Source organism: Streptomyces sp. TLI_171 (assembly GCF_003610255.1).
Taxonomy (GTDB): Bacteria; Actinomycetota; Actinomycetes; order Streptomycetales; family Streptomycetaceae; genus Kitasatospora.
The window spans coordinates 1,278,345-1,302,603 of the sequence record NZ_RAPS01000001.1; the positions used below are offsets into that span (position 1 = coordinate 1,278,345).

General features: G+C 73.3%; 22 protein-coding genes. 3 read left to right on the plus strand and 19 right to left on the minus strand.

Going from position 1 to position 24,259, the window contains the following annotated elements; all coding sequences use genetic code 11:
* Positions 1 to 67: 67 nt before the first annotated feature.
* Positions 68 to 1,009 (minus strand): glycoside hydrolase family 11 protein, encoded by a 942-nt coding sequence (locus BX266_RS05880; RefSeq protein WP_259465057.1) that lies wholly within the window; start codon positions 1,007 to 1,009, stop codon positions 68 to 70.
* Positions 1,010 to 1,468: 459 nt separating this feature from the next.
* Between BX266_RS05880 and BX266_RS05885 the strand changes: the two genes are divergently transcribed.
* Positions 1,469 to 3,043, plus strand: a complete 1,575-nt coding sequence (locus BX266_RS05885) for a carbohydrate-binding protein (RefSeq protein WP_099897859.1) — start codon at positions 1,469 to 1,471, stop codon at positions 3,041 to 3,043.
* A gap of 47 nt (positions 3,044 to 3,090) precedes the next feature.
* Here the strand turns inward: BX266_RS05885 and BX266_RS05890 are convergent, their stop codons facing one another.
* Genes BX266_RS05890 through BX266_RS38390 form a run of 18 tightly spaced genes read right to left on the minus strand, consistent with a single transcriptional unit; the run spans position 3,091 to position 21,605 of the window.
* Positions 3,091 to 3,846 carry a sulfite exporter TauE/SafE family protein gene (locus BX266_RS05890; protein ID WP_099907451.1) on the minus strand — a complete coding sequence of 252 codons (756 nt, stop codon included), beginning with the start codon at positions 3,844 to 3,846 and terminating at the stop codon, positions 3,091 to 3,093.
* Positions 3,847 to 3,848: 2 nt separating this feature from the next.
* The gene (locus BX266_RS05895; protein WP_180290395.1) at positions 3,849 to 4,376 is read right to left on the minus strand and encodes a flavin reductase family protein; all 528 of its coding nucleotides are present in this window, start codon (positions 4,374 to 4,376) and stop codon (positions 3,849 to 3,851) included.
* 23 nt (positions 4,377 to 4,399) lie between these two features.
* A complete protein-coding gene (locus BX266_RS05900) occupies positions 4,400 to 5,500 on the minus strand; it encodes a MupA/Atu3671 family FMN-dependent luciferase-like monooxygenase (protein WP_099897860.1) in 1,101 nt (366 codons plus the stop codon).
* 17 nt (positions 5,501 to 5,517) lie between these two features.
* The gene (gene asnB / locus BX266_RS05905) at positions 5,518 to 7,371 is read right to left on the minus strand and encodes an asparagine synthase (glutamine-hydrolyzing) (protein ID WP_099897861.1); all 1,854 of its coding nucleotides are present in this window, start codon (positions 7,369 to 7,371) and stop codon (positions 5,518 to 5,520) included.
* Between the two features lie 43 nt (positions 7,372 to 7,414).
* On the minus strand, positions 7,415 to 7,663 hold the full coding sequence (locus tag BX266_RS05910) for an acyl carrier protein (RefSeq protein WP_099897862.1): 249 nt from the start codon (positions 7,661 to 7,663) through the stop codon (positions 7,415 to 7,417).
* Between the two features lie 25 nt (positions 7,664 to 7,688).
* Complete coding sequence (locus BX266_RS05915) at positions 7,689 to 8,750, minus strand: S9 family peptidase (RefSeq protein WP_099897863.1); 1,062 nt, start codon at positions 8,748 to 8,750, stop codon at positions 7,689 to 7,691.
* A 13-nt stretch (positions 8,751 to 8,763) separates the two neighbouring features.
* Complete coding sequence (locus BX266_RS05920) at positions 8,764 to 9,777, minus strand: 3-oxoacyl-ACP synthase III family protein (protein WP_099897864.1); 1,014 nt, start codon at positions 9,775 to 9,777, stop codon at positions 8,764 to 8,766.
* Positions 9,774 to 11,183 (minus strand): MATE family efflux transporter, encoded by a 1,410-nt coding sequence (locus BX266_RS05925; RefSeq protein ID WP_099897865.1) that lies wholly within the window; start codon positions 11,181 to 11,183, stop codon positions 9,774 to 9,776. The genes BX266_RS05920 and BX266_RS05925 overlap by 4 nt, the downstream gene beginning before the upstream one ends.
* On the minus strand, positions 11,180 to 12,271 hold the full coding sequence (gene thiO, locus BX266_RS05930) for a glycine oxidase ThiO (protein WP_218969231.1): 1,092 nt from the start codon (positions 12,269 to 12,271) through the stop codon (positions 11,180 to 11,182). Before thiO ends, BX266_RS05925 begins: the two co-directional genes overlap by 4 nt.
* Positions 12,268 to 13,338, minus strand: a complete 1,071-nt coding sequence (gene aroF / locus BX266_RS05935; protein ID WP_180290396.1) for a 3-deoxy-7-phosphoheptulonate synthase — start codon at positions 13,336 to 13,338, stop codon at positions 12,268 to 12,270. Before aroF ends, thiO begins: the two co-directional genes overlap by 4 nt.
* A 37-nt stretch (positions 13,339 to 13,375) precedes the next feature.
* Entirely contained in the window at positions 13,376 to 14,068 is a 693-nt protein-coding gene (locus tag BX266_RS05940; RefSeq protein WP_099897866.1) for an SDR family NAD(P)-dependent oxidoreductase, read from the minus strand.
* Complete coding sequence (locus tag BX266_RS05945; protein ID WP_099897867.1) at positions 14,065 to 15,399, minus strand: aldehyde dehydrogenase family protein; 1,335 nt, start codon at positions 15,397 to 15,399, stop codon at positions 14,065 to 14,067. Before BX266_RS05945 ends, BX266_RS05940 begins: the two co-directional genes overlap by 4 nt.
* Complete coding sequence (locus BX266_RS05950; RefSeq protein WP_099897868.1) at positions 15,399 to 16,457, minus strand: phenazine biosynthesis protein; 1,059 nt, start codon at positions 16,455 to 16,457, stop codon at positions 15,399 to 15,401. The genes BX266_RS05945 and BX266_RS05950 overlap by 1 nt, the downstream gene beginning before the upstream one ends.
* A complete protein-coding gene (locus BX266_RS05955) occupies positions 16,454 to 17,035 on the minus strand; it encodes an aminodeoxychorismate/anthranilate synthase component II (protein ID WP_099897869.1) in 582 nt (193 codons plus the stop codon). The genes BX266_RS05950 and BX266_RS05955 overlap by 4 nt, the downstream gene beginning before the upstream one ends.
* The gene (locus BX266_RS05960; protein WP_099897870.1) at positions 17,032 to 18,417 is read right to left on the minus strand and encodes an anthranilate synthase component I family protein; all 1,386 of its coding nucleotides are present in this window, start codon (positions 18,415 to 18,417) and stop codon (positions 17,032 to 17,034) included. The genes BX266_RS05955 and BX266_RS05960 overlap by 4 nt, the downstream gene beginning before the upstream one ends.
* A gap of 1 nt (position 18,418) precedes the next feature.
* Positions 18,419 to 19,111, minus strand: coding sequence for a cyclase family protein (locus tag BX266_RS05965; RefSeq protein WP_099897871.1), 693 nt, complete (start codon positions 19,109 to 19,111; stop codon positions 18,419 to 18,421).
* A 14-nt stretch (positions 19,112 to 19,125) separates the two neighbouring features.
* Entirely contained in the window at positions 19,126 to 20,370 is a 1,245-nt protein-coding gene (locus BX266_RS05970; protein ID WP_099897872.1) for a biotin carboxylase, read from the minus strand.
* Positions 20,367 to 21,605 (minus strand): acetyl-CoA carboxylase biotin carboxylase subunit family protein, encoded by a 1,239-nt coding sequence (locus BX266_RS38390; RefSeq protein WP_180290397.1) that lies wholly within the window; start codon positions 21,603 to 21,605, stop codon positions 20,367 to 20,369. The genes BX266_RS05970 and BX266_RS38390 overlap by 4 nt, the downstream gene beginning before the upstream one ends.
* A 690-nt stretch (positions 21,606 to 22,295) precedes the next feature.
* Here BX266_RS38390 and BX266_RS05980 point away from each other — a divergent pair.
* Entirely contained in the window at positions 22,296 to 22,682 is a 387-nt protein-coding gene (locus BX266_RS05980) for a hypothetical protein (RefSeq protein WP_099897873.1), read from the plus strand.
* Positions 22,683 to 22,838: 156 nt separating this feature from the next.
* Positions 22,839 to 24,242, plus strand: a complete 1,404-nt coding sequence (locus BX266_RS05985; RefSeq protein WP_099897874.1) for a uracil-xanthine permease family protein — start codon at positions 22,839 to 22,841, stop codon at positions 24,240 to 24,242.
* Positions 24,243 to 24,259: the final 17 nt, after the last annotated feature.

A 24,259-nucleotide genomic window follows, 5' to 3' on the forward strand; every position in this document is an offset into this window, starting at 1 on the left:
GGCACGGCGGCCCCGCGGGCCGGTGCGTGCACACCTGGCCCGGGGGCCGCCGTGGGTCGGCGGGGTGTCAGCTCGGGCTGCAGGTGACGGTCGGCCAGGTGGTGCTGCCGTTCTTCATGATGGTCATGCCCCAGTTGTTGCCCGCGCCGTTGGGGGTGGCGACGAGCGTCTGGGCGTCGGGGTAGCTGGCGTTGACGTTCCAGGTGGCGCCGACCTTCTCCGGGGAGGGGACCTTGACGGTGACCTTCCAGGTGCTGGAGCCGCTGACCGCGACGTTCAGGTTGTAGCGGTCGCTCCACGAGTCGCCGGCGGACAGCGTCGCGGTGCAGCTCCCGCCGGTGCCGCCGCCACCAGTGCCGCCACCGCCGGTGGAGCCCAGGGTCAGGTTGGAGCTGCCGCTGCTCTGGTAGCCCTCGGTGGCCAGGATCTCGTAGTTCATGCTGCCGAGGTTCATGCCGTACCGGGCCCACGCGTCGAAGTGGTTGGCGACGGTGATGGTGCCGCCGGTCCGCTTGGACTGGCGGACGCTCCAGTACTGGTTGAAGGTCTTGTTGCCCTCGATGGACGGGGCGTTGTAGCGGGTCGTCTCGTAGATGTCGTACGTCCCGCCGTCACTGGTGACGGTGCCCTTGTACGTGCCGGTGGGCTTGTAGGACCCGTAGTTCTCGACCACGTAGTACTCGACCAGCGGGTTGGTGCTCCAGCCGTACAGCGACAGGTAGGCGTTGCCGTTGGTGCTCCAGCTGCCCGAGTACGTCACCGGGTTCCGCGAGCCGGTGCTCCAGCCCTTGCCGGCCACGAAGTTGCCCGCGTTGGTCCACGAGGTGCTGTAGTTGCCGCCGCCGTTGAGCGACATGGAGGCCGCGCCCGAGCCTTCGGTCCAGAACGAGTAGAAGTACCCGCCGTCACTGCCGGTCTGGTTCGAGGTGATGGTCGCGGCATCGGCGGTGCCGGGCAGGAGCAGCACGGCGGCGAGCGCCACGAGGACCAGGCGCGCCTTGCTGACGATCCGCCAGAGGCGGCTGCTGCTGCGGCTCTTGGGGTGGGGTGAGTTCACGAGGGTGATCCGTCCTGCTGATGGGTGGGGTGTGTGGGGGTGAGGTGCACGGCCGTTCCGACGTGTCGACGGCGCCAGTGTTGGCCCGCTCACGACAGGCTGTCAACGCTTTCGACACGACTACTGAAAGTTTCGACTTCAACGGAATGGAATATGCGCTGGCCAGCAGCCAGTTGACGGCCAGAAAGCCACAACGACGATCACTGCCGCGCCAGTTGGCCGCATCAACACCAGCCGAAGGGGCCGCAAGCAAACAAAGCCACTCCGAAACTTTTCGAACGATATTCACATCCATGAACAGCAGTCACGTACGCGTCTATTGACGCGCGCACAACAGGCCTTTATCCGTGAAACGGCGCCGTGCCTGCACCACGTTCACATCCTTGACCCCACCCATCTGGAGACGAACGCATGCGCACCAGAGCTGCCCTCGCATCCGCGACCCTGCTGGCCGGCACGCTGGCCGTGCTGTCCAGCGGACCGGCCCAGGCCGCGTCCACCCGCTACGAGGCCGAGAGCTCCCCGGCGGTCTGCACCGGCACCGTCGACTCCGACTGGACCGGTTTCTCCGGCGCCGGCTTCTGCAACGGCACCAACGCGGCCGGCGCGTACGCCGAGTTCACCGTGACCGCGGCCGCGGCCGGCGCCGCGACCCTGCAGGTCCGGTTCGCCAACGGCACCACCGCCGCCCGGCCCGCCGACCTCACCGTCAACGGCTCCGCCGCGGGCTCGGTGTCCTTCGAGAGCACCGGCGCCTGGACCGGCTGGACCACCAAGACCCTGACCGTGCAGGTCCGTTCGGGCAGCAACACGATCCGGCTCAACCCCACCACCTCCGCCGGCCTGCCCAACCTGGACTACCTGGCCGCGGACGTCAGCGCCACCGACCCGCCCACCGCGAACGCCCTCTACGTCGCCCCCGGCGGCACCGACGGCGCGGCCGGCACCCAGTCCGCCCCCACCACCCTCGCCTCGGCGATCGCCCGGGTCACCCCCGGCGGCACCATCTACCTGCGCGGCGGCACCTACTCCTACGCGCAGACCGTCACCGTCCCGGTCGGCAGCAACGGCACCGCGTCCGCCCGCACCACGCTCTCCGCGTACCCGGGCGAGACCCCGGTGCTCGACTTCTCCGCCATGGCCGAGGACCCCGCCAACCGCGGACTGGTCGTCAACGGCAACTACTGGCGGGTGTACGGCATCACGGTGCAGCGCGCCGGCGACAACGGCATCTACGTCGGCGGCAGCCACAACGTCATCGAACGGACCGTCACCCGCTACAACCGGGACTCCGGCCTGCAGCTCGGCCGGATCTCCTCCAGCACGCCGAGCTCCCAGTGGCCGGCCGACAACCTGATCCTGAGCGCCGAGTCGCACGACAACGCCGACGCCGGCGGCGAGAACGCGGACGGCTTCGCCGCGAAGCTCACCGTCGGCTCCGGCAACGTCTTCCGGTACGCCGTCTCGCACCACAACATCGACGACGGCTGGGACCTGTACACCAAGACCGACACCGGCCCGATCGGCCCGGTCACCGTCGAGGACTCGCTGTCGTACAGCAACGGCACCCTCTCCAACGGCACCGTCAACGCCAACGGCGACCGCAACGGCTACAAGCTCGGCGGCGAGGACATCGCGGTCGACCACACCGTCCGCCGCAGCATCGCGTACCACAACGGCCACCACGGCTTCACCTGGAACAGCAACCCGGGCACGATGGCGGTCTCCACCAACCTGAGCATCGACAACACCGAGCGCAACTACTCGTGGGACGGCGGCACTTCGGTGTTCCGCGGCAACACCTCCTGCCGCTTCGCGGTCAGCGGCTCCAACGACAGGACCCTCGGCGACGCCGACGCCACCAACCAGTTCTGGACCGGCGCCAACGGCTCCCGCTGCGCCCCCTACGCGGGGGCCCTCAGCTGGTCGTTCGCCTCCGACGGGCGCCTCGTCGTCGCCATCGGCGGCAGGACCGTCACCCTGTAGGCCCCGCCGGGTCGGCCCGCCCGCCGGGCGGGCGGGCCGACCCGGCGTCAGGTTCCGGCGACCAGGCGGGCCATCGCGAGCAGGCCGACGGCGGCGATGGTCCAGCGCAGGCCGGCGGGCGGGAGGCGGCGGCCGTAGCGGGCGCCGAGCAGGCCGCCGAGGGTGGAGCCGGCCGCGACGACCGCGGCGACCGTCCAGTCGACGGAGGTGACGCAGACGAAGACCAGGGCGGCGACCAGGTTCACGGTCAGGGCGAGGGCGTTCTTGACGGCGTTCAGGCGTTGCAGGTGATCGGTGGTGAGGGCGCCGAGCAGGCCGATCAGCAGGACGCCCTGGGCGGCGCCGAAGTAGCCGCCGTAGACGCCGGTGGCGAAGACGCCCCACCAGAGCCGGCCGGTCCGCGGCGGCCGGGCGGCGGGGCCGTCGGCACGGCGACGGGAGAGCACCGGCTGCAGCAGGACCAGCAGGCAGGCCGCACCGATCAGCACCGGGACCACCGCGCGGAACCAGGCCGCGGGGAGGACGAGCAGCAGCAGGCTGCCCATCAGGGCGCCGGCGCCGGCCGCGGCCGCCAGGCGGCGCAGCAGCGGGCCCTGGCCGGCGAGCTCCCGCCGGTACCCGTACACCGCGCTGCCCATGCCGGGGACCAGCCCGACGTTGTTGGACACGGTGGCGAGGATCGGCGGGTAGCCCATCGCGACCAGGGCCGGGAAGGTGATCAGCGACCCGGAGCCGACCACCGCGTTGACGGTGCCCGCTCCCGTCGCGGCGGCGGCCAGCAGGCCCGCGTCCCATCCGTGCAGGGTCACTTCGGCGACCCCGGGGCGGACGCCGGGTCCGGTTCGGCGCCGAGGCGGCTGCGGCTGAACAGCAGGGCGGGCTCCTCGGAGAGCGGGCCGAACGCCCGGACGGCGCCGACCAGGATGGTGTGGTCGCCGGCCGGGTGGACGGCGTCGATCGCGCAGTCGAAGTACGCGATGCCGTCGGTGAGGACCGGCGACCCGGTGACGGGGGCCGGCGTGTGCGCGAGGCCGTCGAACAGCGAGCCGTCCCGGGCCCGGGCCCGGTCCGCGAACGCCCGGGCGGTGGGTTCCTGACGGGCGCTCAGCACGGTCACCGCGAACCCGCCGCCGGCCAGCAGCCGACGGGTCGTCAGGGAGTCGTTGCCGAGCACCGCCAGGACCAGCAGCGGGTCGAGCGAGACGGTGCTGAAGGCGTTCACCGTCATGCCGTGCGCCTGCCCGTCCCGCACGCAGCTGAGCACCGTCACGCCGGTGGGGAAGCGGCCGGCGGAGCGCCGGAACTCCGTGGCGGGGAGTTCCGGCAGTCGCACCCGGTCCGCGCTCCCGGCCCGGGTCACCCGGCGTCCGCGAGGGCCGGCGACCGGTCGGCCGGCGCGCCGTCGACGGCCGCGGTGGCCGCGCGCAGCCGGTCGAGCAGGCCGAAGCCCGCCACCACCTGCTCGCGGGCCACCCCGAAGTCGATCAGGCAGGCGATCTCGTCCACGTCGGCCTTGCGGACCCGTTCGACCACCTCGGCGGCCTTCTCCACGGTGCCGAGCAGGCCGCCCTCCTCGAAGTAGCGTTCGAAGGAGCGCTCGACCATCGCGTCGAAGTGCCGGGGGCTGAGGGTGGCCGGGTCGATCTTCCGGCCCTTCGGCCCGGAGCTCATGGTGAGCCCGGCGAAGGAGCGCAGGTAGGCGCTGAGCGGGGCCCGGACGGTCTCCCGGGCGACCTCCTCGTCCTCGTGCAGGTAGGCGTGCAGCATCAGCACCACGTGCCCGCGGTCCTGCGGGTCGCCGGACTGCGCCGCGTACTCCTCGCGGTACAGCGCCACCTTGTCGGCGAGCTCCTCCAGGCTCTGCCCGACCAGGTGGGTGAGCAGCCCGGCGCCGGCCCGGCCGGCCGCCCGGAAGGTCTCCGGGCCGCCGGAGCTGGTGATCCAGACCGGCAGTTCGGCCTGGACCGGGCGCGGGTAGGAGCGCACGCGCTGCTGCTCGCCCGCGCCGTCGAGGACGGCGAGCTCGCCGCCGCGCCACAGTTCGCGGACGTCGGCGACGGTGCTCTCCAGCTTCTCCTTGCGGTCGGCGAAGTTCTCCGGCCGCAGCGCGAAGTCCTGCGGGTGCCAGCCGGAGGCGAAGGACACGCCGACCCGCCCGCCGGAGAGGTTGTCGACCACCGCCCACTCCTCGGCGATCCGCACGGGGTGGTGCAGCGGCGCCACCACGCTGCCCGCGCGGATGCCGATCCGTTCGGTGACGGCGGCGACGGCCGCGCCGAGCACGGCCGGGTTGGGGTAGATGCCGCCGAACTCGTGGAAGTGCCGCTCGGGCGTCCACACGGCGGTGAAGCCGTGCGTGTCGGCGAACTTCGCGCCGTCCAGCAGCAGGCCGTACCGGTCGGTCGAACCGGCGTCGGCCTCCTGCTCGTTGGCGAAGTAGAACAGGCTGAACTCCATCGTCTTGCCGTCCTCCGTCAGATGTCGAGGGTCACGTCGTAGGCCGACAGCCAGCGGTTCAGCCAGAGCGCCATCTCCAGGCCGCCGCGGCTGTACGGCAGGCTGGTGGCGCTCAGCGAGCGGTCCAGCACCTTGCCGAGCTTGGCCCGGTCGAGCAGCGGCAGCACCGGTGCGTTCGGGTCGGCCAGCACCTGGGTCATCTCGGCGCGCAGCGCGGCCTCGTAGCCCGGGTCCTGGGTGGCCGGGTACGGGGTCTTCTTGCGCTCCAGGATGGAGGCGGGCAGCAGGTCGCGGGCCGCCGCGCGCAGCAGGCTCTTCTCCTGGCCGTCGAAGGTCTTGGTCTCCCACGGGGTGTTGAACACGTACTCGACCAGGCGGTGGTCGCAGAACGGCACCCGGACCTCCAGGCCGACCGCCATGCTCATCCGGTCCTTGCGGTCCAGCAGGGTCTGCACGAACCGGGTCAGGTTCAGGTACGTCACCTTGCGCATCCGCCGGTCGAGTTCGCTCTCCCCGGGCAGCGCCGGGATCTCGGCGACGGCGTCGGCGTACCGGTCGGCCCGGTAGCCGGGTATGTCGAGCTTCTCGCGCAGGCCGCCGTCGAGCAGCGAGGTGCCGCCGAAGTAGCGGGCCGAGCCGGAGGTGAGCCACGGGAAGGTGTCCGCGTCGACGGCCTCCGGGCGGTGGAACCAGAGGTAGCCGCCGAACAGTTCGTCGGCGGACTCGCCGGACAGCGCCACCGTGGAGTGCTGGCGCACCGCGCGGAACAGCAGGTACAGCGAGGGCCACATGTCGCCCCAGAACGCGGGCGGCACGTCGGTGGCCTGCAGCACCGCGGCCCGGACCTCGGGCCGGGACAGGTCGGCGCTGTCCAGCAGGATCTCCTGGTGGTTGGTGCCGACGTGCGCGGACAGGTCCCGGACGAACGGGGCGTCGGGCGCGCCGCGCACCGCGTCCGGCTCGAAGCTGTCGACCGAGCCGCGGAAGTCCACCGAGAAGGAGTTGACCCGGCCGCGGCCCTCGCGCTCCAGCACCTGCGCGGCGAGCGCGGTGATGGTGGAGGAGTCCAGGCCGCCGGAGAGCAGGGTGCAGACCGGCACGTCGGAGATCAGCTGACGGCCGACGATGTCCTCGAGGAGTTCGCGGACGTGGCCGATGCTCTGCTCGCGGGTGTCGGTGTGCGGGGCCGCTTCGAGCGTCCAGTAGCGGGACTTGTGGATGCCCTTGGCGTCGACCCGGACGATCTCGCCGGGGATGACCTCGTGCATGCCGCTGAACACGGCCGCGCCGGGGGTCTTCACCATGTCCAGGGCCTCGCACAGGCCGGCCCGGTCGACGGTGCGGCGGGCCTGCGGGTTGGCCAGGATCGCCTTGGGCTCGGAGCCGAACAGCACGCCGCCCGGGGTCGGGTAGTAGTGCAGCGGCTTCACGCCCATCCGGTCGCGGACCAGGATCAGTTCCTGCCGCTGGGCGTCCCAGATGCCGATCGCGAACATGCCGTTGAGGCGGGTGGCGAAGTCGGCGCCCCACTGCAGGTAGGCGCGGAGCACCACCTCGGTGTCGCTGTTGGTCCGGAAGCTGTGGCCGTGCGAGACCAGCTCGGCGCGCAGCTCACGGTAGTTGTAGACCTCGCCGCAGAAGGTGAGGGCCGCCAGGGTGCGGTCGCCGTCGTGGTCGGCGACCATCGGCTGCTTGCCGCCCTCCAGGTCGATGATCGACAGTCGCCGGTGTCCGAGCGCGACCGGGCCGGAGATCCACATGCCCTCCTCGTCCGGCCCGCGGCACTCCATGGTCCGGGTCATCTGCCGGACCAGCTCGTGCGAGCGTTCGAGCCCGCCCTCCCGGTCGTACCAGCCGGTGATTCCGCACACGTCGGGTGTCCTCCGTTCTTCGGGTGGTCGTTGCGGGGTGGCGTCAGACGAGGCGGGCGTCGACGGCCGCGAGCAGTTCGCGCGGGGTCTTCGCCTCGGAGGTGATGGTGGCGGGCAGCTCGATGCCGTACTTGCGCTCCAGCTTGGAGATCGCGTTCAGCAGGGTCAGCGAGTCGTAGCCGAGGGCGTCGTAGGGCTGGTCGAGGACGTCCTCGGTCGGCTCGACCGGGTCCTCCCAGTCGTTGCACTCGTTGAGCAGGTCGATCAGTTCCGCGAGCGTCAGGTTCGCCATCGGGGGCCTTCCGTGAGGGGTGGGTTCAGTGGGACGGGTCGGGGCGGAGCGTCTCGTCGACCGAGGCGACGAGGGCCCGCTGGAAATCCGGGTCGAACGGCCCGTAGGTGCGCAGGCCGTCCGCGGTGCGGGGCGACATCAGGTGGCCCAGGCGCGGGTGGATGCTCAGCTGCGCGTGCAGGCCCTGCGCGAGCGCGGCGCGGTGCAGCAGGTGGGCCTGCCGGGTGGGCGTGGTCCAGTCCTCGGCGCCGACGTGGACGGCGATCCGGCCGGTGATCCGGGACAGCCGCCGGTACGGGGCGGGCTGGGCGAACCAGTCGCGCCAGAAGGAGGCGGGCGCCGACTCCTCGCCCTCGGCGAGCGCCGCGTCCTCCCAGGCGTCGTACTCCAACGCCAGTTCGGCGCGCAGCACTTCGAGGTCGGCCTGCGGGCCGAACCGGTCGACCAGGTCGAACGGGTCCCACCAGCCGCTGCGGCCGGTGGTGTCGGCGAGCGCGGCGGCCAGGTCGACGGTGCCGTCGGCGGCGGTGAAGCCGGCGGCCAGCCACTCCAGCCGCCGGTCCAGGTTCATCCAGCGCTGGAACACCGGGCGGGCCTCGGCGCTCGGCGCGACCACGGCCAGGCGGCTGTCGCCGCCCAGGCGTTCGGCGGCGGCCAGCGCGACCTCGGCGCCCATCGAGACGCCCAGCAGCAATACCCGGTCGCCGTCCACCGCGGGGTGGGCGCGCAGCTCCTCGACCGCGCGGACGGCGTCGTCGACCAGGCCGGTGAAGGTGAAACGCTCCGACCCGGCGCCCCCGTTCCGATCCTCCGTCAGGAAGCGGGTGTCGTAGGAGACCGCGCCGATCCCGGCGGCGACCAGGGCGGCGCCCAGGTCGGCGAACAGCCGGACCGGTCCGTTGCCGGAGGCCTCGGCGGGCAGGTAGGCGTCCCGGTCCCAGACCCCGAACGGGTGCAGCAGCACCACGGCGGGCACCGGCTGCCCGGCCTCGGCGGGCAGCCGCAGCAGGGCGGTGCGGCCCCGGTCGAGCGCGAGCTTGTCGGTGCGGTCGGCGGCGGAGGTGTCGAATGCGGAGGTGTCGTTCATGTCCGACACCGTCTCAGACCCGGACCAGGCTGCAGAACCACTGCATGCCGCCGGAGAGTCCGGCCAGCGCCACCAGGTCGCCGGGCTCCAGTTCGCCCCGCTGGTCGTACAGGCTCAGGCAGAGCAGCTGGTCGGCGCAGCCGACGTGGCTGAGCTCGGTGGAGAGCGCGGCGTTGGTGCGCTCCAGCGGGATGCCGGTCGCCTTGGCCACGCCGGCCAGCGAGTGCTGGTTGTCGTTCAGGTAGATCAGCCGCCGGATGTCCGAGGGCGACACGCCGGCCCGCTTGCAGGCCCGCTCGACCACGGCGGCCACCTGGTGGTCGACGTCCTTGACGAACTCGGTGAGCTGCTCCGGCTCGCGGCGGAAGTACTGGTGGACCAGGGCGAGTTGGTCGACCTCCAGGTTGGCGCCGACGGGGGCGGCGCCGCCGCCGAACTCGACCCGGAAGAAGTCCACGTAGCGCGGGTCGACGATCTGGTCGGTGGCCAGCCAGCGCAGCCGGCCGTGACCGCGCTCCAGCACCGCGGCGGCCGCGCCGTCGCTGCCCAGGCAGGTGTTGTTGCGCATCCGGTTGATGTGCGCCTCGCTGACCTTGTGCACGGCGACCAGCAGCACCCGGTGGATGTCCTCGCGGACCGCCATCAGGCCGGCGATCTGCTGAAGGGCCGTCACCGCGGAGGAGCAGCCCTGGGTGGCGAGCAGGGTGGGGGTGGGGCCGAGGCCGAGTTCGCGGGCGACGGCGGCGGAGGCGTCCCAGTTGAGGTACTCGGGCACGCCGCTGTCGGCGACCACCAGGTAGTCGATGTCGGCGGCGGTCAGCCCGGCGGCGTCCATCGCCCGCTGGGCGGCGTCGGCCGCCATCCGGGTCTGGCCGACGCCCGGGGCGGCCCGGTGGTAGGTGCGGTAGCCCCAGCGGATCACCCGCTCCGGGTCGTCGACGTAGCTGCCGGCCGTTGCGGCCACGTCCTGGGGTTCGCCCAGCACGTGGGCGAGGGCGGAGATTCCGAGCGTCACGGGCGCGGTCATGCCGCAACCTCCTTGGCTTCGAGCTTGGTGGCGAGGGTCTGACGGGTCGCCAGCACCAGCAGCACGGTGGTCTGCGTCCCGGCGTTGACGATCATGGCGATCCAGGCGCCCGTCAGCCCGAGCGGCGTCAGGGCGAGCACCGGGGCCAGGCACAGCTGCAGGGCGGCGCCGGTGGTGGTGGAGGTGGCCAGCGCCTTGCCGTGGCCGCCGCCGAGGAAGATGCCGCTCAGCGTCACGTTGCAGAGCAGCAGCGTGATGTAGACCGCCAGCCAGGGGATCTGGCCGTGCGCGGCGCTGCGGACCGCCGCGTCGTCGGTGACGGCGTCCACCGCCAGGCCGCCGAGGGTGAGCACCGCGAGGCCGCCGAGCAGCGACCAGCCGATGCCGAGCCGCACCGAGGAGGAGCGGCTGGCCGCCAGCAGGACCTCGTCGGTGGCGCCCTTCGCCTGGGCGGCGATGATGGTCGCGGCCTGCCGCATGGCGTAGGCGGCCATGGTGAGGAACAGCAGGGTGCGGGTGACGGTGCCGTACGCGGCGACCTGGTCGGTGCCGAACCGGGCCACCACGCCGACGATCAGCATGCCGGCGGCCATCCGCACCAGGAAGTCCACCCCGAGCGGCAGTCCGGCCTTCAGGATCTCGCGGACCGGGCCCGCCGCGTCCGCGGGTTCCTCGGTGTCGGCGGCCGCGGCCAGCTCCGTCACCAGCTTGGACTTCCGGTACAGCCGCCAGGTCACCGCGAGGGTGACCGCCCGGGAGCCGACCAGGGCCAGCGCCGAGCCGGCCACGCCGAGCTTGGGCACGCCGAGCCAGCCGTAGATCAGGATCGGGTCGGCGACCACCAGGATCAGGTTCGACAGCACCGCCATCCGCATCGGGGTGCGGGTGTCGCCGGTCGCCTTGAAGGTGCTGTCCACCAGGTACTGGCCGTAGAACACCGCGATGCCGGGCACCGAGATCGTCAGGTAGTCGACGGACAGCCCGACCGCGGTCTGCTCGTCGGAGCCGAGGATCAGCCGGGCCAGCGGCTCGCGCAGCACGAACAGCACCACGCAGATCACCGCGGTGATCAGCAGGGTGAGCCGGAACGCGGCCCGCAGCACCGGGCGCAGCCGGGCGTACTCGTTGGCGCCGACGGCCTGCGACAGCAGGATGGTGGTGCCGCCGCTGACCGCCAGGATGACGCTCATCAGCACGTTCTCGAGGGTGCTCGCCATGGTGACGGTGGCCAGCGCGGACGCCCCCAGCCGGGCGATCCAGACCACCGAGATGATGCCGGCGATGACGCCCGACATCAGCTCGATGTACACCGGCCAGGCGACCGGCAGCAGCCGCGCCGGGTCCAGCCACCCCAGCAGCGGCCGGCTCTTCGGCGGCGGCGTGGTGGACGCAGGTGGAGGTGTCATCGCGGAGCACTTTCCTTAGCTGTTCGGAACCGATCGGGGGCGAAGGCGGCGGGTATGCCGTCCGTGCCGGTGACCACCAGGTCGGCGAGCAGGTCCGCCGTGACCGGCGCCAGCAGCACGCCGTGCCGGTAGTGGCCGGTGGCCGCGTAGGTGTGCGGGCGGCCCGGGACGCGGCCCATCACCGGCAGGTGGTCGGGGGTGTCGGGCCGCAGCCCGACCCGGGTCTCCACCACCCGGTGGCCGGCCAGTGCGGGCACCAGCGCGACCGCGGAGCGCAGCAGCGCCTCGGTGTCCCGTTCGGAGGGCCGCACGTCGAAGCCGGTGTGGTCGAGGGTGGCGGCGACGATCGTCTCGTGACCGTGCCGGCCGGCCAGGAACACCGGCTGCCCGTCCACCACGCCGCGGATGCCGTGCCGCAAGCCGGGCCCGCCGGCCGGGTCCCGCAGCAGCACCACCTGGCCGCGCACCGGTGTGACCGGCCACGGGTGCAGCTCGGGCGACCAGGAGCCGGCGGCGACCAGCACCGCGTCCGCGGCGACCTCGCCGAGCGCCCCGACCCGGCGTTCCACGAAGCGGACGCCGGCCGCCGCGGCGGCCAGCCGGAGCGCCGCCCGGACTCGCTGCGCGTCCACGTGGTGGTCCTCGGTGACGAAGCCGCCGCCGACCGCCTCGGGCGACAACAGCGGTTCCAGGGAGCGCAGTTCGTCGGCGTCCAGGGCCTTCGGCGGGGCGTCGTGGCCCTCCCGGAAGCCGTACATGGCGGCGACCCGTTCGCGGTCCGACTCCTGGTGGGCGACCAGCAGCAGCCCCTCGGCGCCGTACCCGAGGTCGGTGCCGCTCGCCTCGGCGAGCTCGGCGGCGAAGCCGGGCCAGCGGTGCCGGGCCCGGTGCGCGAAGGCCAGCAGCTCGGGGTCGGGGAAGTCCGCCGCGCTGACCGGCGACAGCATGCCGGGGGCGACCGCGGAGGCGGTGCCGGGGAGTTCCTCGTGGTGGACCTCCACGGCCAGCCCGCGCTGCGCGCAGCGCCAGGCGACGGCCAGCCCGACCACGCCGCCGCCGATCACGGCCAGGTCCGGGCGGCGGGTCACCGGGCCCGCCCGGCGGGCTCGGTCTCCGGCTGCGGCTCGGTCGCGCCCTGAGGGAGCGTCAGCCCCCGGCCCAGGCCGGTGAGCACGTCGCGGACGGCGCCGGCCAGGTCGAACCAGCGGTCCCGGTCGAGGGCCTGGTCGGCGTCGCAGAGCGCCGCCGCCGGGTCGGGGTGGATGTCGACCAGCAGGCCGTCCGCGCCGACCGCGGCGGCGGCCAGCGCCATCGGCTTGACCAGGTGGCGGTGGCCGGTGCCGTGGCTGGGGTCGACGATGACGGGCAGGTGGCTGCGGTGCTTGACCACCGCGACCGCGCCCAGGTCGAGGGTGAACCGGGTGGCCGGTTCGAAGGTCCGGATGCCGCGCTCGCACAGCACCACGTCGGGGTTGCCGGCGGCGAGCACGTACTCGGCGGCCTGCAGCCACTCGCCGACGGTGCAGCCGAAGCCGCGCTTGAGCACCACGGGGCGCCCGGCCCGGCCGACGGCCTTCAGCAGGCTGAAGTTCTGGGCGTTGCGGGTGCCGACCTGCAGCACGTCCGCGTACTCGGCGACCAGGTCGACGGTCGCCGGTTCGAGCACCTCGGTGACCACCGGCAGGCCGGAGCGCTTCCCGGCCTCGGCCATGATCCGCAGGCCCTCCTCGCCCAGCCCCTGGAAGCTGTAGACCGAGCTGCGCGGCTTGTAGGCGCCGCCGCGCAGCGCGACCGCGCCGCCGGCCTTCGCCAGCTCCGCGGAGGCGGCCATCTGCTCCGGACTCTCGACCGCGCACGGCCCCGCGATCAGGGTGAAGTCGACGCCGCCGACGGTCGCCTGGCCGCCGAGCCGGACCAGCGACCCGAGCGGCGCGGCCGCCCGGTCGGTCAGCGGCGCGTCCGAGTGGTCGGCCAGCGTCCGCTGCACCAGCCCGGACTCGGCCAGCACCTCGGCGGCCACCGACCGGTCGTCCGGCACGTGCACCAGCAGTTGGTCGCCGACGCGGCAGATCACTGCGCCGTGCGGCGTGGGCACGCGGGCGTGGATCCGCTCGCGCACCGCGTCCTCGTCGACAGCCCTGCAGACAAACAGCACCGGAACTCCTCTGTGAACGTGGGTGGATGAGTGACGGTCAGTGCAGGAAGCGGCCGCCGTCGACGACCAGGGTCTGACCGGTGACGCCGGTGGCCGCGCCGATCGCGAACACCGTGTCGGCGACCTCCTCGGGCGTCACCACCCGCCGCAGCGCGGTGGAGGCCAGCAGGCCGGCCAGCACCTCGCCGGGCAGCGAGTCGGTCATCGCCGAGGCCACCGGGCCGGGCGCCACGCAGTTGACCCGGATGCCGCGCTCGCCGAGCTCGCGGGCGGCGGACCGGGTCAGGCCGACCACGGCGGCCTTGGCGGCGGCGTAGTGCGGGCCGAACGCGCCGCCGGTGAACGCGGCGACGCTGGACAGGTTCACCACCGCGCCGCGGGCCGCGGCCAGCGGGCCGAGCAGCTCGCGGGTGACGGTGAACGGCACCTCGACGTTCAGCTGCAGGGACTCCCGCCAGGCGGCGGTGCCCAGTTCGCCGAACGGCGTGGCCCGGGCCCCGCCGACGCAGTGCACCAGCAGGTCCACGCCCTCCCACGGCACGGCCGCGGCGAGTTCGGCCGGGCCGCTGTCGGCGGTCAGGTCCACCCGGACCGGGGTGACCGCGGGGTGCGCGAGCTCCGGTGGCCGGGAGTGGTACTGGGCCAGGACCTCCGCCCCGGCGGCCACCGCCCGGGCCACCACGGCGGTGCCGAGGTCGCCGGAGGCGCCGGTGACGACCACGTGCTTCATGCGAGGGGCTCCTTGTCCGAGAGCAGCGCCTTGGGCTCCAGCAGGAAGTCCGCGAGGCTGCCGTCGTGCGGCAGTTGCGGGGCGCCGGTCCAGGGCGGCGTGCCGCCGATGACGACCCGTCGGACGCCGGGCTCGGCGAGCGCCTGCTCCGGCAGGTCGGGGTCGTCGCTGTAGAGGGAGAGCACCAGGGTCCGGCCGAACTGCCGCACCCCGTCGGCGGGCGCGTACGGCGCGACCACCACGAACGGGAACGGCAGTTCGGTGCCGATCGCCGGGTGCCGGGGGTCGGTGGTGCTGAGCACCACCGGGCGCCCGGCCCAGGTGCCGTCGGGCAGCGGGGCCGGCCCGTCGCCCGCGGTGTGCCGGCGCAGGCCGTCGCGCTCCAGGTCGGCGACGGCGCGCCGCAGTTGGGCGGCCTGGGTGGCGGAGAAGACCGGCAGCACGGCCTCCGCCCGCGCCGCCGGGTGGGACGGCAGGGCGTCCAGCCGGGCGGCCAGCGCGTCGGCGGTCTCCGCCGGGGAGCCCGCGGTGCGGATCACCGAGGTGTTGGCGCACCGGACGCCGGCGTCCGCGGCGACCGCGTGGGCCAGCGCGTCCAGGGTGTCGGGCGACAGCGGCCGGTCCAGCAGGGCGGCGCTGCGCCCGGGCCCGCGGGTCAGCACCGAGGGCCGGTGCTCCCAGCGGGCCACCGCACTCGGCCCGCCGTAGACGATGCCCAGGTCGGTGGCCTCCAGCAGGCGCTCGCCGAGCCCGTGGTCGCCGGGCAGCACGGCCAGGGTGTGCCCGGGCAGGCCGGCGGCCAGCAGGGCCGCCGCGAGGCGGAACGGCGTGAACGGGTCGCGGGTGCCGGGCCGGACCAGCACGCCGTAGCCGACCGACAGCGCCCGGGCCCAGGTCAGGTGCGGGTCGACGTGGTTGGACGGGGTGACGACGCCGAGCGTCCGTCCGCGCGGCACCCAGCGCACGCCCGGGGCGGGCGCCGGGAGTTGCCGGGAGGTACTCTCCGCCAGCCGGGCCAGGCCGGCGCGGACGCTGCGCAGGCCGTCGGCGACCACCCGGTCCGGCAGGCCGGTCGCGGCGACCACCCGGGCCCGGTAGGACTCGGCGCTCTCGCCGGCCAGTTCGGCTTCGGCGAACAGCGCGCCGGCCCGCTCGAACACCTCGGGCGGGACGGCCGTGCCGCGCACCCGCCGCATGGCGAGGTGCAGCAGCAGGGTCGGGGAGACGCCGACCCGGGCCAGCGGCGCGCCGTCGGCGCCGTGCAGGTCCACGGTCTCGTCGCAGGCGAGGTGTTCGCCGGCGACCAGCGGCTGCAGGGTGGGGGTGGTCACTAGTACACGCCCTCGATCACCTGGGCGCCGGCCGTCGCCCGGTAGGGCTGCAAGTCGGCGAGGTCGTCGCCGGTCGCGTCGCCGTCGGCGGGGGCGATCCGGACGGCGGTGTCGCGCTCGGCGACGTTCGGCAGGAACAGGTCCTTGGTCAGCAGGTGGACCAGGACCCGGCCGCGCTCGCCGGGGGCGACCCGCTCCCCCGTGCCGGGGTCGACGACCTCGACCACCGAGCGGGGCCGGAAGGTGCGGAACACGCACGGGTGGGTGTCCCCGGGCAGCGGCGGGCGCTGCGGGGCGATGCCCATCAGGCTGTTGCCGTAGATCCCGCGCACCTCGGCGTTCGGGAAGAACTCGGTCTGCAGCAGTCGCAGGGCGGTGCCGCTGATGCTGGTGCCGCTCCAGATGATGCCGGTGACCCGGTCGGCCAGCAGCCGGTAGAGCCGGTCGCGGGCGCACAGCGCCTCCAGCACGGGCGGGGTGATGAACAGCACCCGGACGTCCTGGGACTCGGCGATGATCTCCACCTGGTCGAGGACGTGCTGCACGTACTCGTCGGCGAGCGGGCGCCGGTCGGTGCGGATCAGCAGCTTCACCCAGCGCGGGTCGAAGTCGACGGTGAGGAACTTGGCGCCGCGCAGCTGGGCGAGCCGGCGCACCGAGCGGCCGACGATGTGCGGGCCGGTCGGGCCGACGTGCAGCCAGTGGCCGCCGCCGCCGAACGCGGGCAGCACCGTCTCGACCCAGTCGACGCCCTCCTGCCGGGACAGGTGCTCGACGACCCGCTTGGGCGCGCCGAGCGTGCCGCCGGACTCGTAGACCTCGTACGGGAGGTGGGCGGAGCCGGCCGGGACCAGGTCGTCGACCGGGACGGTGCGCAGCTCGTCGCTCAGGTCGGGGAACTTCCGCAGGTCGGCGAAGCCGTGCACGTCGCGGAGCGGGTCGAAGCCGAGGCCGTCCAGGCGCTTCAGCCAGAACGGCGAGCCGGTGGCGGGGCTGAAGTGCCAGCGCAGCACGGACTGCAGGTGCTCGGTGGCGGCGGTGTCCTGACGGTCGGTCATGCCGGCACCCGCTCGGCTGCCCGCAGCGCGTTCGCGACCATGTCGAGGCCCCTCTCGGTGAACAGTGATTCCGGATGGAACTGCACGCCCTCGATCGGCAGTTCGCGGTGGCGCAGGCCCATCACCTCGCCGTTCTCGGTCCAGGCGGTGACCTGCAGCTCGTCCGGCACGGAGGCCGGGTCGACGGTCAGCGAGTGGTACCGGGTGACCTCCAGCGGGCTGGGCAGCCCGGCGAACGCGCCGACGCCCTCGTGCAGCACGGGGCTGAGCTTGCCGTGCATGGGCACCGCGGCCCGCACCACGCGGGCGCCGAACGCCTCGGCGATGCACTGGTGGCCGAGGCAGACGCCGAGGATCGGCACCTGGTGCTCGCGGTCGCGGATCAGGTCGAGCGAGATCCCGGCGTCCTGCGGCCCGCCCGGGCCGGGCGAGATCAGGATCAGGCTCGGGTCGAGCCCGACGACCTCCTCGACGGTCAGGTCGTTGTTGCGGACCACCCGGCACTCGTGGCCGAGTTGGCCCGCGTACTGGGCGAGGTTGTAGACGAAGGAGTCGTAGTTGTCGATGATGACGATCACGGGTGAACCCCCGGTCCGAGGCTGACGGCGGCGGCGCGGGCGGCGGCCCGGAGCTTCGCCACGCACTCCTCGCGTTCGGCGGCCGGGTCGGAGTCGTGGACGATTCCGCTGCCGGCCTGCAGGTGCAGTTCGCCCTGGTGCAGGACGAGTGCGCGGATGGTCAGGTAGAGGTCGGCGTGGTGGACGCCGAAGGAGCCGACCGCGCCGGAGTAGAGGCCGCGGCCGACGGGTTCGAGCTCGTCGATGATCTCGATCGCCCGGACCTTGGGGGCGCCGGTCATGGTGCCGGCGGGGAAGCTGGCGCGCAGCAGGTCGTCGGTGCGGCACTCGGGGCGCAGGAGTCCGTGCACGTCCGAGGTCAAGTGCATGACGTGGGAGTACCGTTCGACCTCCATCAGCCGCGGCACCCGGACGCTGCGCGGCACGCAGACCCGCCCGAGGTCGTTGCGGGCGAGGTCGACCAGCATCCGGTGCTCGGCCAGCTCCTTCTCCGAGCCGATCAGGTCGCGCTCGGCCGCCAGGTCCGCGGCCCGGTCGGCGCCGCGCGGCCGGGTGCCGGCCAGCGGGCGGATCAGCACGTCCCGGTCGGTGAGCGTGACGCACGGCTCCGGCGAGGCCCCGACCACCTCGAAGTCCCCGCCGCGGTACCAGAAGTGGTACGGCGAGCGGTTGAACTCGGCCAGCCGCTGGTACACCGTCAGGCCGTCCGCCTCGCCCGGCGCCGAGTACCGCACCGAGAGCACCACCTGGAAGATGTCGCCGGCCAGGATGTACTCCTTGGCCCGGCGCACCGCCTCCAGGTACTCGTCCGGCCCGTGCCCGAACGCGCCCGCGCCGACCCGGGCGGCCGCCGCCGGGAACCGCCCGGCCCCGGCCAGCACCCGCTCGACCCGCTCGGCGGCCGCCCGGGCCGCCGCCGCGGTCGCGCCCCGGCCGACCACCGTGGTCCCGGCCCCGTCGAAGCGGACCAGCACCTCGGGCAGGAACAGGTCGTAGGTCGGCAGCGCCGACGGCTGCAGGGTGAGCCGCTCGAAGCCGGTGACCGCGTCGTAGCCGATGCACCCGTACCAGCTGAGCTCGTCGGGCTCCGCGCCCGGCTCGAACTCCAGGCCGGCCAGGAAGTCGACCGCCGCGGTGACCGGGTCGGGCGCCGACGGCCCGGGCCCGGCCCGGTGCGCGACCGCCAGCTCGCCGACGGCGAGCAGCACGACGGGCTCCGCCGCGGTGGCCCGGCAGCTGAGCATGATGCGGTCCGCGCCGCGCAGCGCGGCCGCGGCGACGACCGGGTCCAGGTCGGGCCCGGGCAGCTCGCAGCGGTGCACGAGGTCGCCGGCCCGCAGCCCGCTGCGCAGGAAGGCGGGTGACTCGACGGTGGCGGTCATCTCAGCGACCCGCCCCGGGGATCGCCGCGTCCGGGTACTCCACCGCCACCACGCGGGCCGGTGCGGCCTCCACGCCGGAGACCTTGATCGGCAGCGCGATCAGCTGCACCACCGACTGCTCCAGCTCGTGCAGGTTGGTGATGTACTCCAGGATCGGGATGCCGGCCGCCAGCAGCGCGTGGTGCACCGGCGATTCGGCGTCGCCCGGGCGCTCGGTCAGGCAGTCGAAGCCGACCAGCGAGGCGCCGTGCTCGATCGCCCACTGCGCGGCCGAGGGGGTCAGATACGGCGGGCGGTCCCAGTAGTCCGCGGCGCCCCAGTTGTGGCGGAGGTAGTCGGTGCGGATCAGCAGCCGGTCGCCCGGGGTCCACACCTCGCCGACCGCCTTGTCCAGGTCCTCGCCGGTGACCGGCTCCAGGTCGCCCTTGTGCGAGAGGTCCGCGACGCAGGCCCGGCCGATCAGGGTCTCCAGCGGGACGTCCTCGATGCCCTCGGTGTCCGGGTAGAAGTGCAGCTTGTACTCCACGTGCGTCCCGTTGTGCGGGAAGATGTGCAGCGTCGAGAAGGTGCGGTTGGTGCCGTACGGGTCGGTCTCCGGGGTCATCGCCCGGTCGAAGCTGAACTGCGGGAACCAGTCCGCCGGGTAGGACGGCATGCCCTCGTAGAAGCCGTGGGTAAGGTCGACAATGCGCATGGTCAGCCGTTCTGCTAGTGGTGGTCGACGTCGTAGAAGCCGGCTCCGTCGAGGTACCTGACGGTGTTGAGGTCGCGTTGCAGGACGCCCTCGGACTCGTGGTGCAGCGTGACGGTCAGCGGGTAGGTCATGTCGTTCACGGTGGGCCGCAGCGCGCCGCCGGGCTCGACGAAGGTCCGCAGGGCGCGGAAGCTCGGCAGCGCCTCGATCTGCTCCACGCCGCGGTAGCCGCGCAGCGTGCCCTCGAACGGCGAGGCCAGCGCCGACCAGGCGAAGTGGTGCTTCAGCCGGTACGGCGTCCCGCAGCGCTCGTCGAAGCGCTCCGGCCGGACGAAGCTGTCGACGGTCCACTCCAGCTGGGCCTCGCCGATCGCCTCGGCCGCGTAGTACGGCAGTTCGCCGCCGGAGATCCGCGCGCCGACCTCGACCAGGCAGGGCCCGTCCGGCGTCAGCTTGATCTCCAGGTGGGCGGGCCCGAACCGGATGCCGAGGGCGTCCAGCACGTCGAAGGCGTAGCGGGTCAGCGCCGTCAGCTCGGGCGCGTCCGAGGCCAGCAGGACGCTCTCCACCAGCAGGTCGGTGATCCCGTTGACCGTCAGCCGGCCGGATCCCCAGCAGTCGGTGACGTGGTGCCGGCCGGCCCGGCTGACGGTGTTGACGATGTACTCCGCGCCGACCAGGTACTCCTGCGCGACCGCGCCGAGGTTCGGCAGCGAGAAGATGTTCTCCCGCCCCATGATCCCGGCGAGCGCCGCGGCGGACTGCTCGGGGGTGTCGCAGAAGGTCACGCCGTCGCCGGCGGCGCTGCGCAGCGGCTTGACCACGATCCGGCCGCCGACCTCGCGGTGCCAGGCGCGCAGTTCCTCGGCGTCGGACACGTGGGCCTGGCGCGGCGCCCGCAGGCCGGCGGCGGCCACCTGCTCGATCATCCGGAACTTGTCCCGGCGGGTCTCGCTGAGCTTGCTGCCGTTGCTGTCCAGCCCCAGCAACTCGCTGATCTCGTCGGCGAGTTCGACGCCCAGTTCGCTGCCGGTGAGGACCGCGACGGGCTGGTACTCGGCCAGCTCCGCAAGGGTCTGCCCGACGTCGCCGCGGTGCACCACGTTGGCCACGTAGCCGTCCAGGTCCAGCGGACCGCGGTACACCAGCGGCACCTCGGGCGTGCTCTGCAGCCGCACGCAGCGGTACCCGGCCGCCAGGAACGCCGGCGGCAGGCCCCGCGCGGGGGCGTACGGATCGACCAGCACGACATGCTTCATGCGACGTCTCCCACGGGTTCGGCGCTGATCCGGAAGTCAGCGGCGGCGGTCTGGATGGCTTCCTCCACCGTCCGGCTGGTGGCGCCGCGGAACCGGAACCGGCCGCCCACGTGCTCGTAGTAGGCGTCGGCCAGCGGCAGCACCTCGCCGGGCTGCAGCAGCGCCTCGGCGTACAGGCCGGGCACCGCGCCGGTCAGCGGGGTGACCTCGGTGATCCGGCAGGGGCGGCGCGCGGGCGAGGGCACCAGCAGCCAGCCCGCCACCTCACGGTCCGTCAGCACCGGTGCCTGCACCGGCTCGCCGAGCTGGATCCGCAGCGCCGCCGCCATCAGGTCGTAGCCGTGCACCTCGCGCCACAGGAACGGGATCTCGCTGCCGCCGACCCGGGCGCCGACCTCCAGGAAGGTGCACTCCACGGCGCCGGTGTCGGGGTTCGGCCCGACGAACAGCTCCAGGTGGAACACCAGCGGATCGGTGTCGAAGGCGGCCAGGAAGCGCTCCGCGGCGGCGCCGATCGCGGCGACCGTCCCCGGGTCGTCCTCCTCCACCGAGCCCAGGTACTCGCCGGTCCGGAAGTCCAGGCAGTTGTTGACGTACCGGGAGGCGCGGAACGCGGCCAGCCGGCCGTCCAGGAACATCCCGTCCACGTGGAAGATCGGGTGCGGGTTGAAGACCTGCGCCAGCATCGGCCGGGCGGCGAAGTCGATCCCGTCCGCGTCCTGCGGGCCGCCCAGCCGGACCACGCCGTCGCTCGAACTCCCGATCCTGGGCTTGACGATGACGGGCCATCCGAACTTCTCACCGAAGGAGCGGACCTCCTCGGCGCTGTCCACCGCCGCCAGCGCGGGCACCGCGAGGCCGCGGTCGGCCACCACCTCCGCCATCACCAGCTTGTCCAGGAACCGCAGTGCCTGCTCGGGCCGGGTGCCCTCGCAGCCCCACTCCGCACGCAGGACGGCGGCCGTGAGCAGGTCGTCCTCCTTCAGCGCGACGATCCGCTGCGGCGGGCCGTGCCGCTCCGCGAGCGCCGCGACCGCCCGGCGGGCCGCCACCAGGTCGTCGGTGGCGGCGACGATCTCCACCCCGGCGGCGGTCGCGGGCACCCGGTCGCGGCCGACCTCGGTCGTGACGTAGCTGACGCGGTCGGCGGTGTGGTCGAGCACGGTCGCGTAGTCGACATACTCCGCCCGCCACCGGTGGAGGACCACCACGTGGCGCTGGGCCAACGCACTCATCGCGCATCCTTCGTCGTCGTCGTTCGTCGTGGTCGTTCGTCGTTCTCGGCCGCCCGGGACGGGCACGTGCGGGCGCACCGCATCGCACCGGCGCATGCGGAGGCAGCGGCCGGCGTGGCCGTGGTGGGATCACTCGGATGGTTGGAAGGGGTACGTGCGGGGACCTCGCCCGCGGCTGGTGCGCCGCACGCGGTCCCGGTACGTCATCGCCGGCTGTTCACGGCCGGCCGCGACGGTGCTAGCGACAGGTCCCGCATCCGCGACAGCAGAGCAGCGCGGCCGAAATGTCGGAGCAACCCACTCTCCCGAATACGTGATGCACAGAGACCCCCGTCTTGATCACCGTTCGAATACGGCGAGCGTATGGCAGGTCAGAACGCTCACACAACCCCTTGACTCAGCGCGCCGATCATGTCAGGTTCAAGATATTGATCATGTTGCGGTCAAGGAACTAGCCATGTCTGGATCAAGGTTGACCGGGCGTCAGCAGCCTCCCGATCCCCCGCCGAACAGGGCGAACGCCCCGGCGCACCCAGCCCGCGGCACCACCCGCCACGGGCCGATCGGCCGTGCCCGGACCGACCCGCCCTGTCACACCAGGACATCTTCCGGACACACTCTTTTCCACGAGCCGTCAAGTACGGTGGCGCCTGCGCGCCCGCACCGCACGTCGAGCAACGGGGGGAACCGATGGCCGCCGATCTGCCGATGGGCGTCCTGGGACCGGGCGGTGAGGAGGAGACCTGGCGGCTCCTGTTCGATGCCCTGTCACGCCTCCGGCCGCAGATCGAGCCTCTGGGTTTCCAACTGCTCTGCAACGGAGCCCGGATCGACGCCTACCCGTCGGGCATGTCCCGTGACATGGGGGGCGGACGCACCCTGTACGTGCTGACGCCGGGCCGGACTCCTCGACAACGGGTGGCCGTCTTCGACCGTGCTGCGCCGAGCTCCGTCGGCACCGTCGCCGCCCAGCCGGCGTTCTACGAGTCCTGGCTCGCCGGACCCGAGGAGCGGCCGCTGACCGACCGGGCGAGGAACGCGCTGACCGAGCTCTGGCTCCGCCTGCGCACCCGGTAGCGGTCGGGGCCGTCGGGCGTTGGCGGCGGGCGGCGTCGTGAGCGACACCGGTGCTTCGGCGAACGGCCTGCTGCGCGGCCGGGAGATCATGTTTCCGGCAGCGCCTACGCCTGGAGCCTCTCCGGGAGGCTTCGGTCGAGCAGAACGGGACACAGCATGAAGGTCGCATTCGGATGGAAGCTCCACGGGGACGGGCGCTCTCCGCGGCCCGGTGCGGTGGTGAAGCCGGACGAGCGGCTGTCGTGGGGGCGGACCGTCGGGCTGGGCGCGCAGCACGTGGTGGCGATGTTCGGGGCCACCTTCGTCGCGCCGGTGCTGATGGGGTTGGATCCGAACCTCGCGGTGATGGTGTCGGGCGTCGCCACGGTCTTCTTCCTGCTGGTGACGGGCGGTCGGATCCCGTCGTACCTGGGGTCCAGCCTGTCGTTCGTCGGCGTGGCGGCGGTGATCAAGACCCAGGGCGGGGACGCGGCGACGCTGACGGGTGCGCTGCTGGTGGTCGGCGCGGTGCTGGCGGCGTGCGGCGCGGTGGTGCAGGGGTTCGGCGCGAAGGTGATCCACACGGTGCTGCCGCCGGTGGTCACCGGGGCGGTGGTCCTGCTGATCGGCTTCAACCTGGCTCCGGTCGCCGCGGGCACGTACTGGCCGCAGGACCAGTGGACGGCGCTGCTGACGATGGCGTTCACGGGGCTGGCGCTGGTGGTGCTGCGCGGGTTCTGGTCCCGGATCGCGATCTTCCTCGGGCTGGTCTTCGGGTACCTGGTGTCCTGGCTGTTCGACCGGATCTTCGGGCGGATCGACTCCCCGGTGGGCGGCGGGGCGTCGACCGAGCACTGGCGCCTCGACCTGTCCGGCGTAGGCTCGGCGGACTGGATCGGCCTGCCCTCGCTGCACGCCCCGAGCTTCTCGGCGTCCGCGATCCTGGTGGCGCTGCCGGTGGTGGTCGCGCTGATCGCGGAGAACGCCGGTCACGTGAAGGCGGTCTCGGAGATGACGGGTGATCCGCTGGACGACCGGATGGGCACCGCGATCATGGCGGACGGCGCGGCCACGGTGCTGTCCACGGCGGTGGGCGGTCCGGCGACCACCACGTACGCGGAGAACATCGGCGTGATGGCGGCGACCCGGGTGTACTCGACGGCGGCGTACTGGTGCGCGGCCGGCTTCGCGATCCTGTTCGGCCTCTGCCCGAAGTTCGGCGCGGTGGTCGCGGCGATCCCGGGCGGCGTCCTGGGCGGCATCACCGTCGTCCTGTACGGGATGATCGGCCTGCTCGGCGCGCAGATCTGGGTCCACAACCGGGTCGACCTGACCAACCCGCTGCACCTGGTGCCGGTCGCGGCGGGCGTGATCATCGGCATCGGCAACGTCACCCTGAAGTTCACCGACAACTTCGAGCTCGGCGGCATCGCCCTGGGCACCCTGATCGTCGTGCTCGGCTACCACGGCCTGCGCGCCCTCGCCCCCGCCCACCTCAAGCACCCGCGGCCCGCCGACGGCCCGCTGCTGGACGAGGGCACCAGCACCTACGACGACACCCGCCCCGGCAGCGCGGGCTGACGGACCGCCAGGTGCCC